Origin of the sequence: Pseudomonas sp. UBA4194, assembly GCF_002379585.1 — a bacterium.
Classification (GTDB): Bacteria; Pseudomonadota; Gammaproteobacteria; order Pseudomonadales; family Pseudomonadaceae; genus Aquipseudomonas.
The window spans coordinates 1-12838 of the sequence record NZ_DFUE01000006.1 but is presented as its reverse complement, the minus strand read 5'-3'; the positions used below and the strand labels follow the sequence as shown (position 1 = coordinate 12838).

Below are 12838 nucleotides of genomic sequence, written 5' to 3'. Positions count from 1 at the left end.
GGAGAGGGGGCTAAAAGCAGTACGCGTACGGCTCCCTGTCTGAGGGAGAGGGGGTTAGAAGCGGGGGCATTTGCCGTGGGTGGTTAGCCTGCCGCGGCTGCCTCGGCCACTTCGGCGGGGGAGACGATGCTGGTTTTCATGCCGCGTGACCGTCCGGAGCTCAGGTACGCCGCAATCGACTCCTGAGTGACTTCGCCAAGGAACACGTTCTGCGCATCCAGCACCGGCAGCCATGAGCGGTTGAACTCGTACATGCGCGACAGCAGGATGCGCAAGTGCTCGTCGTAGGCCGCAGTGGCGTTGAATTCGCGCAGGTAATCCGCGCAGTTGCCCTGCTGGCGGTGCAGGTCGCGGCGACGGACATAGCCTTTGGCCCTGTTCTCGGCATCGGTGACCACTACATAGCGACGGTCGTGCTCGTCCATCAGCTCGAGCGCTTCGGCCACCGGCGTTTCCGGGCTCACCGACGGCGCGTTGTCGGCGGCGTCTTCAGCCTTGACCAGCAGCAGGCGCTTGAGCGTGCTGTCCTGGCCCACGAAGTTGCTGACGAAGTCATCCACCGGATGCGCCAGCAGCGTGTCCGGGTGGTCGATCTGCAGCAGTTTGCCGGCGCGGAAAATGGCGATCTTGTCGCCCAGCTTGATGGCTTCGTCGATGTCGTGGCTGACCATGATCACGGTCTTGTTCAGTGCCCGCTGCATCTCGAAGAATTCGTTCTGGATCATCTCGCGGTTGATCGGGTCGACCGCACCGAACGGCTCGTCCATCAGCAGCAGCGGCGCTTCGGCTGCCAGTGCGCGAATCACGCCGATGCGCTGCTGCTGTCCACCGGACAGCTCACGCGGGTAACGGTGCAGGTACTGCTTGGGTTCCAGCTTGATCATGCTCATCAATTCGCGGGCGCGGTCGGCGCAGCGCTTCTTGTCCCAGCCCAGCAGGCGCGGGACCACGGTGATGTTTTCCTCGATGGTCATGTTGGGAAACAGGCCGATCTGCTGGATCACATAGCCGATGTTGCGGCGCAGGGTCACTTCATCCAGGCCCGTGGTGTCTTCACCGTTGATCAGCACCTTGCCGGAGGTCGGCATGATCAGGCGGTTGATCATTTTCAGCGTGGTGCTCTTGCCGCAGCCCGATGGCCCGAGGAATACGCAGATCTCGCCTTCGTTGACGGTCAGGTTCACGGCGTCGACGGCTTTGACTTCCTTGCCGTTGCTGTGGAAAGTCTTGGTCAGGTTCTGAAGTTCGATCATTTCAACAATCCTTTAGGAGTCAGGGCGCGTTGCAGCCATTGCAGGCACAGGTCGGCGATGATCGCCAGAACACTGACCAGCACGGCGCCGACGATGAGCATCGACATATCGCTGCGGCTGATGGAAGTGAGGATGAGGACGCCCAGGCCGCCGGCGCCGATGGTGGCGGCGATGGTCATGACACCGATGTTCATGACCACGGCGGTGCGCACGCCGGCCAGGATCACCGGCACGGCGATGGGCAGTTCGACCATGCGCAGGCGCTGGCCGAAGGTCATGCCGATGCCCTTGGCTGCCTCGCGGATGCCGGGCTCGACGCCCGTCAGCGCCAGGTAGGTATTACGCAGGATGGGCAACAGCGAATAGAGGAACACCGCAGTGATCGCCGGCAGCGGCCCCAGGCCTTGGCCGAACTTGGAGTAGAACGGCAGCAGCAGGCCGAACAGGGCGATCGAGGGGATGGTCAGCAGCACCGTGGCGCTGGCTTGCAGCGGGCCGGCCAGTGCCGGGAAGCGAGTCATCAGGATGCCGATCGGTACCCCGAACAGGATCGCCAGGCTGACCGCGATGCCCACCAGGGTGATGTGCTGCCACGTCAGGTGCAGCACCAGCGGCCAGTCGAGATGGGAGAAGGTGTCGAGGAAATTCATGGCTTCTCCGGGGCTTGGTCATTGATGGGATGGGCCTTGAGAAACTCGGCGGCAACCACGCTTGGGCTACGGTGTTCAACGTCCACCTGGGCGTTGAGCTGACGCATGGTTTCATCGTCCAGCAACTCGGCCAGTGGCTTGAGCTGAGCGGCCAGCTGCGGGTGAGCGTCGAGGAACTGCTGGCGTACCACCGGTGCGGCGGTGTAGTCGGGGAAGTACTTGAGATCGTCTTCCAGCAGCTTGAGCTTGAACGCGTTCAGACGGCCATCGGTGGTGTACACCAGGCCGGTGAATACCTGCCCGTTGCGCAGGGCGGTGTAGACCAGGCCCGCGTCCATCTGGCGAATGTCGCGGCGAGTGAATTTCAGGTCGTAGGTCTTGGTCAGGCCCACCAGGCCGTCGGAGCGGTTGGCGAACTCGGTGTCCAGGGCCAGGATGTGGCCGGTCTTCGGCTCGTCGATCAGTACCTTGTTCAGGTCGCTGATGGTGTTGACCTGGGGATAGGCCTTGGCCACCTCTTCAGGCAAGGCGAGGGCGTAGGTGTTGCTGAACTTGGACGGTGCGAGCCAGACCAGGCCCTTCTTGGCGTCCAGCTCCTTGACCCGGGCATAGGTGGCAGCGCTGTCGAGTTTTTCGTCGATATGGTTATAGGACACCAGTGATACGCCGGTGTATTCCCAGAGCATGTCCAGTTGCCCGGTTTCCTGGGCGCTGCGCGCCAGGTTGCTGCCCAGGCCACCGGTGACCCGCACGTCGTAGCCTTTGCTACCCAGGTATTGGGCAGTGATGGCGGCGAGCACGGTCTGCTCGGTGAACACCCGGGAGCCGAGACGGATCACCGGTTTTTCTGCCGCCTGGACGACGCCGGCGCAGAGCAGGGCCAGGCCCAGCACGATGCTTAACTTCTTCATTGAATTCATTCCTTCGCTCAGCGGGTCAGCCCACGTTCAAGCCAGACACGGCTGACGACGGTCACGATGCCGTCCAGGATCAGCGCCAGCAGCGCGGTGCAGGCAGCGCCGAGCAGCAGTTGCGGCTGATTGTTCAGGGCGATGCCGGGGAAGATCAGGCTGCCCAGGCTGTTGGCGCCGATCAGGAACGCCAGTGGCGCGGTACCGACATTGATCGCCAGGGCCACGCGCACCCCGCCGACGATGATCGGCACGGCGTTGGGTAGCTCGACCTTGAACAACACCTGAGCGGGCGTCATGCCGATGCCGGTAGCGGCTTCCTTGAGCGAGCCTTGAACGTTCTTCAGGCCCTCGTAGGTGTTGCGCACGATGGGCAGCAGCGAGGCCAGGAACAGGGCGAAGATGGCAGGACCGCTGCCGATGCCCAGGATGCCCAGGGCGATGGCCAGTACGGCCAGGGGAGGGATGGTGTTGCCGATGTTGAAAATCTGCATGAAGCGTTCAGCGCGTGCCGCCATGCTGGGGCGGCTCAGCGCAATCCCGGCGGGAATGCCTACCACCAGTGCGGCGAGCATCGAGGCCAGCACCAGGATAAGGTGCGCTTGCAGGTAGAACAAAAGGTCTTCACGGTACTGCTCGATGGTACTGATGCCGATCCAGTGGACCAGCAGGGCCAGGATGGCGATGACGACCGCGCACCCTATCAGCCCTTTGCCATAGCGATTAGCCACAGGCGGACTCCTTTATTTCAGTCGGCGAGCGCTGGGTTGGTGGCAACCTCCGTCAGTGGAGGTCAGCCCCGGCGTTCGCGAGAAGCAGTTCGCGTGGGAGGCGAACCATAAGCGCAGCCTCGTCAGGCTAACTAGCTGATTTTGCAGGCCCTGACGATGATCGAATCAGGGAATGGACGTCTCCGTGCTTTAAAAGGTTCCCATAGTGAGACGGCCTTTGGCCAGCTTTGATGGGGTGAGTGGCCTGCCACTGCCACATCAGGCTATAATCCGCGCCCTTTTTTCAATCCCTCGCCAGGCGATCACCCATGACCCAACAGGCCGCCGAAGTCGCGAAACGCCGCACTTTCGCCATCATCTCCCACCCGGATGCGGGTAAGACCACCATCACCGAGAAGCTCTTGCTGATGGGCAAGGCCATTGCCGTGGCCGGTACGGTGAAGTCGCGCAAGTCCGACCGCCACGCGACGTCCGACTGGATGGAAATGGAGAAGCAGCGCGGCATTTCCATCACCACCTCGGTGATGCAGTTCCCCTATCGCGAGCACATGGTCAACCTGCTCGACACCCCGGGCCACGAAGACTTCTCCGAAGACACCTACCGCACCCTGACCGCGGTGGACTCGGCGTTGATGGTGCTCGACGGCGGTAAGGGCGTAGAGCCACGTACCATCGCCCTGATGGATGTCTGCCGCCTGCGCGATACGCCAATCGTCAGCTTCATCAACAAGCTGGATCGCGACATTCGCGATCCGATCGAGCTGCTCGACGAGATCGAAGCCGTACTCAAGATCAAGGCGGCGCCGGTGACCTGGCCGATTGGCTGCTATCGCGACTTCAAGGGTGTCTACCACCTGGCCGACGACTACATCATCGTCTACACCCCCGGCCATGGCCATGAGCGTACCGAGGTGAAGATCATCGAGAAGCTGGACTCCGATGAAGCCCGTGCCCATCTGGGTGACGAGTACGACCGTTTCGTCGAGCAGTTGGAGCTGGTGCAGGGTGCCTGCCATGAGTTCAACCAGCAGGAGTTTCTCAGTGGCCAGCTGACACCGGTGTTCTTCGGCACGGCCCTGGGCAACTTTGGTGTCGACCATGTACTCGACGCGGTGGTGGACTGGGCGCCGCGGCCGTTGGCGCGGGTGGCCAACGAGCGCACGGTGGAGCCTGTCGAAGAGAAATTCAGCGGTTTCGTGTTCAAGATTCAGGCGAACATGGACCCCAAGCACCGCGACCGTATCGCCTTCATGCGCATCTGCTCGGGCAAGTACGAAAAGGGCATGAAGATGCGCCATGTGCGCACGGGCAAGGACCTGCGCATCGGCGATGCGTTGACGTTCTTTTCCTCCGAGCGCGAGCAACTGGAAGAGGCTTTTGCCGGCGACATCATCGGCCTGCACAACCACGGCACCATTCAGATCGGCGATACCTTCAGCGAGGGCGAGAGCCTGGGCTTCACGGGTATCCCGCACTTCGCCCCGGAACTGTTCCGCCGCGTACGCCTGAAGGACCCGCTCAAGTCCAAGCAGCTGCGCCAGGGGTTGCAGCAGTTGGCGGAAGAAGGCGCCACGCAGGTGTTTTTCCCCGAGCGCAGCAACGACATCATCCTGGGCGCCGTGGGTGTGCTGCAGTTCGATGTGGTGGCCAGTCGGCTGAAAGAGGAATACAAGGTCGAGTGCGCCTACGAGCCGATCACTGTGTGGTCGGCGCGCTGGATTGAGTGCGCTGACAAGAAGAAGCTGGAGGAGTTCAGCAACAAGGCGGTGGAGAACCTGGCGCTGGATGGCGGCGGGCATCTGACCTATCTGGCGCCTACGCGGGTGAACCTGGCGCTGATGGAAGAGCGCTGGCCGGATGTGAAATTCCGGGCGACTCGCGAGCATCATTGATCGGGATGGGTATTGTGGTGAATGGTCCCCTCACCCCAGCCCTCTCCCTGAGGGAGAGGGAGCTAAAAGCAAACCAGCACCCTGCGTCCCACGGCGTACAGGCTCCCTCTCCCTGAGGGAGAGGGGGCTAAAAGCAAACCAGCACTCTGCGTCCCACTGCGTACAGGCTCCCTCTCCCTGAGGGAGAGGGAGCTAAAAGCAAACAAGCACTCTGCGTCCCACCGCGTACAGGCCCCCTCTCCCTGAGGGAGAGGGGGCTAAAAGCAGACAAGCACTCTGCGTCTCACCGCGTACAGGCTCCCTCTCCCTCAGGGAGAGGGCTGGGGTGAGGGGGCCAGTCACCGCAGATCCAAACCCTACCCCCGCACCTCCTTCCAGATCCGGGTCCTCAGTTGATCCAGTTCGGCGGGCATCGGTTGCAGCAGGAACAACTTGCTCATCACTTCCGCGCTCGGATAGATCCGTCGGTCGTTCTTGATCGCGGGATTCACCCACTCATCCGACCCTTCGTTGCCATTGGCGTAGTGAATGCTGTTGGTGATGTTGGCCATCACCTTCGGCTCCAGCAGGTAGTTCATGAAGGTATAGGCGGCCGCCTCGTCGGGTGCATCGGTGGGGATGGCGACCATGTCGAACCACATCGTCGAACCTTCCCTGGGAATCGAATACTCGATTTTCACGCCCTTGCCATCGCGCTTTGCCTGAGCCTGGGCCTGTAGCACGTCTCCGGAAAAGCCGATCACCGCGCAGAGCTTGCCCGTCTGCAACTGATGGGCGTACTCCAGTGAATCGAAATAGCGCACGTAGGGTTTGATCCGCAAGAGCAAGGCCTTGGCTTTCTGGTAGTCCTCCGGGTTATGGCTGTGATGCGGCAAACCCAGGTAATTCAAGGCCATGGGCAGCAGCTCCGGGCCAATGTCGAGGATCGCGACCCCGCACTTTTGCAGCTTGGCGATGTTTTCCTCCTTGAACACCAGATCCCATGAATCCACCGGTGCGTCGTCCCCCAAAGCCGCTCTGATCAGGTCCACGTTGTAGCCGATGCCGCTGCTGCCCCAGGAATAGGGAAAGCCGTGGAGGTTGCCGGGATCGTTGATCTCCAGCGCACGCAGCAGCACCGGATTGAGGTATTTCCAGTTGGGCAGGCGCGAGCGATCGAGGGTCTTGAGGGTGCCGGCACTGATGTGCCGAGTCATGAAGTGATTGGAGGGGAATATCACATCGTATTTGCCCGGTGACTCACGCAGGCTGTTTTCCAGGGTTTCGTTGCTGTCGAAGACGGCGTATTGAGTCTGGATACCACTGTGGCGGGTGAAGGTGGACAGGGTGTCGGGGGCGATGTAGTCGGCCCAGTTATAGATGCTTACCGTCTCGGCGGCGAAGGCCATTGGCGTGATCAGCGTCAATGCGGCAAGGGCCGAGCGAAGCATGTCGTGATTCCCGAATCACCGTTGATGGCCTACTGTAATCATTTACTCGGGTTGGGGGGAAGAGCCCAGTGCAGATAGACTCACGCCCTGGTTCGCGACACGGGCTATAGTGCCCGGCGCGTGCCGTAGATGAGGAGACTTTCTTTGCGCTTGGTTACATTGATGATGGCGGGTTTGATGGCCGCCGCGGCCCCAGTGTTCGCCGCGCCGCCGGTGGCCACCCTGGACCGCAGCCACTGGCCCGAGAGGCTCGATACGCCGGTGCTGTTCGACGTGGCGTCCCGCGCCCAGATTCTCCTGTTCGCGCGCTCGCTGCTGGCCAGCGAAAGCCAGGACGAAGTGGCACTGGCCACGCGCCTGGGCATGCGTCAAATCAACCTGCCTGCCATCGTAGAGCTGCGCGAGCGCTTGTGGCATCGGCTGTGGCGCAATTTCGACCAGGCTCAGCAAAGTTGCGAACAGGACGCCTCGTTCTGTTACGCCATCGACAGCGAGGCGGACCTGCGGGCCCAGGCAGGCGCGTTGAACATCGATCCCGACTCGTTCTACGCCGGCTTCGCCGTTCCCGGCCAGGTGTTCAGCGAGGCCTATCTGGATGAGATGCTGCGCCAGGCGGCGGTGCTGCCCCAGACCAGCAGCGAAGTGCAGTTGTTTTCCGATCAGGAGTTCGACGGCGATCAGTTCAATGATCGGGTTTTTCTGCTGACCTTCGAGAACGGTCCCAGCCCGGCGCAGGGGTCGACCGACGCGCTGACCGACTATCTGCGCAAGCAGAACATCGATGCGACGTTCTTCGTTCTGGGTCAGAGTCTGCAGGCGCGAGTGGAAAAGACGTCCGTGGCACAGGTTCAGGCGCTGTATGCCGAGCAGTGCGTGGGCGCGCAGGGTTGGCAGTATGTTTCTCATGGCCAGTGGGACAAATGGCAGGATTCGGTGCTGCGGACCGTGGCGCTGCTGCAGGCCGACCTGCCGGACAACTACGTCCCCTGGTTCCGCCCACCCTACGGTCAGCGTCGGGCCGACAGCGGTGCCTTCTTCGCGGGCCAAGGGCTGAAAGTGGCGCTGTGGAACATCGATGCCATGGATGACGACAGCCGGCTGAGCGCCGAGCAAGCCGGTGAGCGTGTGCTGAGTCTGATGCTGCTGTGGCGACGTGGCATCATCGTGCTCCACGATACCCAGCTCAAGGCACAGACGACGGTGTCTCTGCTGCTGAACCAGACAGCACAAAGCGGGGTTGCCTGGCAGGGATGTACGGATATCGACTGAAGCCCCGTAAATAAAGGGCTGCGGGTAAAGGCGCGAAGAAAATATCACACATTTGCGGGCGGGCGGACTTCCGACTGTAACGGTGCGTGACCAGCACGCCAAGCGCTATTCGTCATACCGAAAAATAAACTTCAAAAAAGCGTCAAAGTGCTTTTTTCCGTCATGGGTTTTGCGGTATTACGAAGACAGACCGCCGAACCCTGCAACACAGGTGGCGTCCTCATCCGACCCGTTCCTGTTTGTGGATCCTGCTCCTTGATGCGGGAAATCGGCGGCCTTCCCGCGGCGCAGCACCGTCTGGGTATTGCGTCGTCAGGCTCTTAAAAAGGTGACCGAGTATGGATGAACAAGGACGCACCACCTCTTCCGACCAGCCAATCCTTTATGTGCTCGATACCAATGTACTGATCCACGATCCAAACGCGTTGCTGAACTTCGAAGAACACCATGTCGCCATTCCCATGACCGTGCTGGAGGAACTGGATAAACTCAAAGACGGCAAGCAATCGGTCGCTGCCGAATGTCGCCAGGCCATCCGTCTGATCGACAAGACCCTGGGCGAAGCGTCACCGGCTGATGTCGAGGCGGGCGTGCCGATCATGCGCGTCACCGGCAACACCAAGGGTTTCCTGTCCATCCTCATGGACAAACGCCCTGAACCCTCCAATCTGCTGCCGCAGAACCTCAATGACAACATCATCATCAACCAGCTGATCGACCTGCATACCCGCAATCCCGATCTGAGCGTCATCCTGGTTACCAAAGACATCAACATGCGCCTCAAGGCCCGCGCTTGTGGGATCGCGGCCGAGGATTACAGCACCGACCAGTTGGTCGACGACGTGTCACTGTTGTCCCGCGGCTACCACAACGTCACTGGGTCGTTCTGGGATCGCGTGAGCAAAGTCGAGACCCGCCAGGACCATGGCCGCACCTGGCACCGTGTGCAATTGAGCGAAGCGCTGCCGGCCGTGCACATGAACGAGTTCATCATCGACGAGCAAGGTTTCGTCGGCTGGATCAAGGGCATCAAGGACGACGAGCTGATGATCCTGGACCTGCACCAGGAGCCTTTGCTGCATCAGGAAGCCTGGGGGCTCAAACCACGGGACATCTATCAGGGCCTGGCGTTGTTCGCCCTGCTCGATCCGGACATTCACCTGGTCAACCTGTCGGGCGCCGCGGGCTCGGGCAAGACCATCCTGGCGTTGGCAGCTGCCATCGAGCAGACCATGGTCACCAAGCGCTACCGGCGCATCATCGCCACCCGCAGCGTGCAGGGCCTGGATCAGGAAATCGGTTTTCTGCCCGGCACCGAGGCGGAAAAGATGGAGCCGTGGCTGGGCGCGATCACCGATAACCTCGAAGCCCTGCATATGGACGACGAGAACACCCATGGCAGCGTCGATTACATCCTGAGCAAGGTGCCGCTGCAGTTCAAATCCCTCAACTACATCCGTGGACGCAGTTTCCAGCAGAGCCTGATTCTGATCGACGAGTGCCAGAACCTCACCCCGCACCAGATGAAAACCATCATCACGCGTGCCGGTGCCGGCTCCAAGGTCATCTGCCTGGGCAACCTGGCGCAGATCGACACCCCTTACCTGTCGGCCACCAGTTCGGGGCTGACCTACCTGACGGAGCGTTTCAAGGATTTCCCGCAAGGCGTGCACATCACCCTGCAAGGCGTACCGCGGTCGATCCTGGCCGAATACGCCGAATCACACCTGTAGCCGTTTGTTGCCCGCTTCTACAGCTCACACAGTGTAGGAGCGGTCAGTGACTGCGGAGCATCGCCAGGTTCACCCTCTTCTCTGAAGTCTGCACAGTCGCCGCAAGCGTGCCGGAGCGCTACAATCGCCTTTCTCTGAACAGGAGCAAGGCTGTGCTGACTCATCTCGATTCCCAAGGCAGGGCCAACATGGTGGATGTCACCGACAAGGCCGTGACCTCCCGCGAAGCCGTTGCCCAGGCGCGTATTCGCATGCTGCCCCAGACCTTGCGCATGATCGTCGATGGCGAACACCCCAAGGGTGATGTGTTTGCCGTGGCGCGTATCGCCGGTATTCAGGCGGCCAAGAAAACCAGTGATCTGATTCCCCTGTGCCATCCGTTGATGCTGACCAGCGTCAAGGTCGAGCTGCGCGCCGAGGGCGCTGACAGCGTGGTCATCGAGGCGCGCTGCAAGCTCGCTGGGCAGACGGGAGTGGAAATGGAAGCGCTGACGGCGGCCAGCGTGGCTGCGCTGACCATTTATGACATGTGCAAGGCGGTGGACCGCGGCATGGTCATTGAAACGGTGCGCCTGCTGGAGAAGCTGGGCGGCAAGAGCGGGCATTACCAGGCGGACCCGGCATGAACTACACCGTGCTGTATTTTGCCCGTTACCGGGAGTTGCTGGGCGTCGAGCGGGAAGTCATCGACGGTGAATTCGCTAGTGTCGATGCGTTGCGCGAGTTTCTGATCCTGCGTGGTGACCGGGAGGTGCTCAAGGAGGGCGGTTTGATGTGCGCGCGCAATGAGGAGTTGTGCTCGTTGCAGGAGCCGCTGCTCGATGGCGACGAAGTTGCCTTCTTCCCTACCGTTACCGGAGGCTGATATGTCCGTTCGCGTGCAGGCCGAACCTTTCGATCCCGGGGCTGAGCTCAATGCACTGCACGAGGCCAATACCGGTGTGGGTGCGGTGGTGAGCTTCGTTGGCTATGTGCGCGACTTCAACCATGGGTTGGAGGTGAGCGGGATGTTTCTCGAGCATTATCCGGGCATGACCGAGAAGGCGCTGGGCAAGATCGCCTTCGAGGCGGCGCAACGCTGGCCGTTGTTGAAGTTGGAGGTGCTGCATCGGGTTGGGTTGCTGCAGCCGGGCGAGCCGATCGTGTTCGTCGGCGTGGCTAGTGCGCACCGGCAAGCGGCGTTCGAGGCATGCGATTTCGTGATGGATTACCTGAAGACCCGCGCGCCGTTCTGGAAGAAGGAGTCGACCGAGGATGGTCCGCGCTGGGTGGATGGGCGCGAGAGTGATCTGGTGGCGGCGCAGCGCTGGGAGTGATGGGGTGTCTGGAAGGGCCCTATCGCGGGTAGAACCCGCTCCCACAGGGGGTGGGGTGGTGTTTGGGAGGGCCCTATCGCGGGTAGAACCCGCTCCCGGCGGGGGGTGTGGGGGTGTTTGGGAGGGCCCCATCGCGGGTAGAACCCGCTCCCACAGGGGGTGGGGTGGTGTTTGGGAGGGCCCTATCGCGGGTAGAACCCGCTCCCACATGGAACCTGCTTCCACATGGAGGCTGCTCCTACACAGAGGCTGCTCCCATGGGGCGGGTAGGGTCTGTGGGAGCGGGTTCTACCCGCGATGGGGGCCTGCCTGCTGGTAGAGATCAGGAATGCTTGCGCTCTACGGGTTTGAGCAGTTCGGCCGAGGGCATTTCGAAGTTGATCTTGCGACCCAGCAATGCCTCGATCGAAGGCAGCTGATACGAGTCGTCCTCTCCGGCAAAACTGATCGAAACCCCGCTGCTGCCCGCGCGACCGGTACGGCCTATACGGTGCACGTAATCGTCCGGCACTTCCGGCAGGGTGAAGTTGATCACATGGCTGATGCCGTCGATGTGAATTCCGCGGCCCGCCACATCGGTGGCCACCAGTACGCGAATCTTGCCCTCGCGAAAGCCTTCCAGCGTCTTGATCCGCTTGTGCTGAGGCACGTCGCCCGACAACTGCGCGGCATTCACGCCATCGCGCACCAGGCGCTCTTCGATGCGCCGCACTTCGTCCTTGCGGTTGGCGAACACGATCACTCGTTCCCAGTCGTTGCTGGTTACCAGGTTGTACAGCAGCTTGTACTTGTCGCTGCCGGCGACGGCGTAGACATGCTGCTCCACCGTTTCGCTGGCGACGTTCTCCGGCTCGATCTCGACGATGGCGGGGTCGGTGGTCCATTGCCGTGCCAGGTTCATCACGTCTTCGGTGAAGGTGGCGGAGAACAGCAGTGTCTGGCGCTCGTTCTTCGGTGGCGTCTGGCGAATGATCTGACGTACCTGCGGGATGAAGCCCATGTCGAGCATACGGTCGGCTTCATCGAGCACCATCACCTCGACCATGTCCAGATGCACTTCGCCGCGCTGGTTGAAGTCCAGCAATCGGCCGGGTGTCGCGACCAGAATGTCGCAGTAGCGGGCTTCGAGTTGCTTGAGCTGCTTGTCGAAGTCCATGCCGCCGACGAAGGTCATGACATTGAGGCCGGTGTATTTGGTCAGGCCGGCGGCATCCTTGGCGATCTGTACGACCAGCTCGCGCGTCGGAGCAATGATCAGCGCACGCGGCTCACCCATGAAGCGTTCCTTGGGCGGTGGCGTTTGTTGCAACTGGGTGATGATCGACACTAGGAAGGCCGCCGTCTTGCCTGTGCCGGTCTGAGCACGGCCAATGGCGTCCTGGCCTCGCAAGGTGTGACCCAGCACCTGAGCCTGGATCGGCGTGCAGTAGGGGAAGCCCAGATCGTGAATGGCGTGCATCAGATCGTCGGACAGCTTGAAGTCGTGGAAGCGGGTTTTGCCTTCCTGAGGTTCTACCTGGAAATCTTCCAGTTTCCAGGCAGGTGCAACCGGCTTGGGCGCGGGTTGGCGGCGTGGCGGCTGGGGCCGCACGGCCGCCGCAGCGGGAGGCTCGGGCGCGGGCGCGGGTGCTGCGTTGAGGTCGCCGGAGGAGG

The 12838-nt window shown here is 61.6% G+C and carries 12 protein-coding genes; 6 read left to right on the top strand and 6 right to left on the bottom strand.

All coding sequences use genetic code 11. The features are described from left to right. Nucleotides 1-83 precede the first annotated feature (83 nt). The 4 genes from B3397_RS00890 to B3397_RS00875 are packed head-to-tail and all read right to left on the bottom strand — an operon-like array spanning nucleotide 84 to nucleotide 3545. Nucleotides 84-1253 (bottom strand): betaine/proline/choline family ABC transporter ATP-binding protein, encoded by a 1170-nt coding sequence (locus B3397_RS00890; RefSeq protein WP_296246398.1) that lies wholly within the window; start codon nucleotides 1251-1253, stop codon nucleotides 84-86. Further along, nucleotides 1250-1903 carry an ABC transporter permease gene (locus B3397_RS00885; protein ID WP_296246396.1) on the bottom strand — a complete coding sequence of 218 codons (654 nt, stop codon included), beginning with the start codon at nucleotides 1901-1903 and terminating at the stop codon, nucleotides 1250-1252. The genes B3397_RS00890 and B3397_RS00885 overlap by 4 nt, the downstream gene beginning before the upstream one ends. Beyond that, nucleotides 1900-2814 (bottom strand): glycine betaine ABC transporter substrate-binding protein, encoded by a 915-nt coding sequence (locus tag B3397_RS00880; protein ID WP_296246394.1) that lies wholly within the window; start codon nucleotides 2812-2814, stop codon nucleotides 1900-1902. Before B3397_RS00880 ends, B3397_RS00885 begins: the two co-directional genes overlap by 4 nt. 17 nt (nucleotides 2815-2831) lie before the next feature. Next, nucleotides 2832-3545: an ABC transporter permease gene (locus B3397_RS00875; RefSeq protein WP_296246392.1), complete on the bottom strand. Its 714-nt coding sequence runs from the start codon at nucleotides 3543-3545 to the stop codon at nucleotides 2832-2834. 308 nt (nucleotides 3546-3853) lie between these two features. Between B3397_RS00875 and B3397_RS00870 the strand changes: the two genes are divergently transcribed. Continuing rightward, on the top strand, nucleotides 3854-5437 hold the full coding sequence (locus B3397_RS00870) for a peptide chain release factor 3 (RefSeq protein WP_296246391.1): 1584 nt from the start codon (nucleotides 3854-3856) through the stop codon (nucleotides 5435-5437). Nucleotides 5438-5793: 356 nt separating this feature from the next. On the opposite strand, the gene B3397_RS00865 is transcribed toward B3397_RS00870, so the two are convergent. Then, entirely contained in the window at nucleotides 5794-6867 is a 1074-nt protein-coding gene (locus B3397_RS00865; RefSeq protein ID WP_296246389.1) for a polyamine ABC transporter substrate-binding protein, read from the bottom strand. 144 nt (nucleotides 6868-7011) lie between these two features. Between B3397_RS00865 and B3397_RS00860 the strand changes: the two genes are divergently transcribed. From B3397_RS00860 to moaE, 5 genes are all read left to right on the top strand, one after another. Then, nucleotides 7012-8136 (top strand): polysaccharide deacetylase family protein, encoded by a 1125-nt coding sequence (locus tag B3397_RS00860; RefSeq protein ID WP_296246387.1) that lies wholly within the window; start codon nucleotides 7012-7014, stop codon nucleotides 8134-8136. A gap of 338 nt (nucleotides 8137-8474) precedes the next feature. Next, nucleotides 8475-9869 (top strand): PhoH family protein, encoded by a 1395-nt coding sequence (locus B3397_RS00855; RefSeq protein WP_296246384.1) that lies wholly within the window; start codon nucleotides 8475-8477, stop codon nucleotides 9867-9869. 152 nt (nucleotides 9870-10021) lie between these two features. Beyond that, the gene (gene moaC / locus B3397_RS00850; RefSeq protein WP_296246382.1) at nucleotides 10022-10495 is read left to right on the top strand and encodes a cyclic pyranopterin monophosphate synthase MoaC; all 474 of its coding nucleotides are present in this window, start codon (nucleotides 10022-10024) and stop codon (nucleotides 10493-10495) included. Then, a complete protein-coding gene (locus tag B3397_RS00845; protein ID WP_296246380.1) occupies nucleotides 10492-10734 on the top strand; it encodes a MoaD/ThiS family protein in 243 nt (80 codons plus the stop codon). The genes moaC and B3397_RS00845 overlap by 4 nt, the downstream gene beginning before the upstream one ends. Nucleotide 10735: 1 nt before the next feature. Further along, nucleotides 10736-11185, top strand: a complete 450-nt coding sequence (gene moaE, locus B3397_RS00840; RefSeq protein WP_296246378.1) for a molybdopterin synthase catalytic subunit MoaE — start codon at nucleotides 10736-10738, stop codon at nucleotides 11183-11185. A gap of 322 nt (nucleotides 11186-11507) precedes the next feature. Here the strand turns inward: moaE and rhlB are convergent. Beyond that, nucleotides 11508-12838 (bottom strand): ATP-dependent RNA helicase RhlB (gene rhlB, locus B3397_RS00835; protein WP_296246377.1); only part of this gene is annotated, 1331 nt, incomplete at its 5' end.

Bases quoted from the DNA above. Each gene is read 5' to 3' on its own strand.
- B3397_RS00870 (WP_296246391.1), top strand. From the start codon at position 3,854: ATGACCCAACAGGCCGCCGAAGTCGCGAAACGCCGCACTTTCGCCATC.
- B3397_RS00880 (WP_296246394.1), bottom strand. From the start codon at position 2,814: ATGAAGAAGTTAAGCATCGTGCTGGGCCTGGCCCTGCTCTGCGCCGGC.
- moaE (WP_296246378.1), top strand. From the start codon at position 10,736: ATGTCCGTTCGCGTGCAGGCCGAACCTTTCGATCCCGGGGCTGAGCTC.
- B3397_RS00865 (WP_296246389.1), bottom strand. From the start codon at position 6,867: ATGCTTCGCTCGGCCCTTGCCGCATTGACGCTGATCACGCCAATGGCC.
- B3397_RS00890 (WP_296246398.1), bottom strand. From the start codon at position 1,253: ATGATCGAACTTCAGAACCTGACCAAGACTTTCCACAGCAACGGCAAG.
- B3397_RS00845 (WP_296246380.1), top strand. From the start codon at position 10,492: ATGAACTACACCGTGCTGTATTTTGCCCGTTACCGGGAGTTGCTGGGC.
- B3397_RS00885 (WP_296246396.1), bottom strand. From the start codon at position 1,903: ATGAATTTCCTCGACACCTTCTCCCATCTCGACTGGCCGCTGGTGCTG.
- B3397_RS00855 (WP_296246384.1), top strand. From the start codon at position 8,475: ATGGATGAACAAGGACGCACCACCTCTTCCGACCAGCCAATCCTTTAT.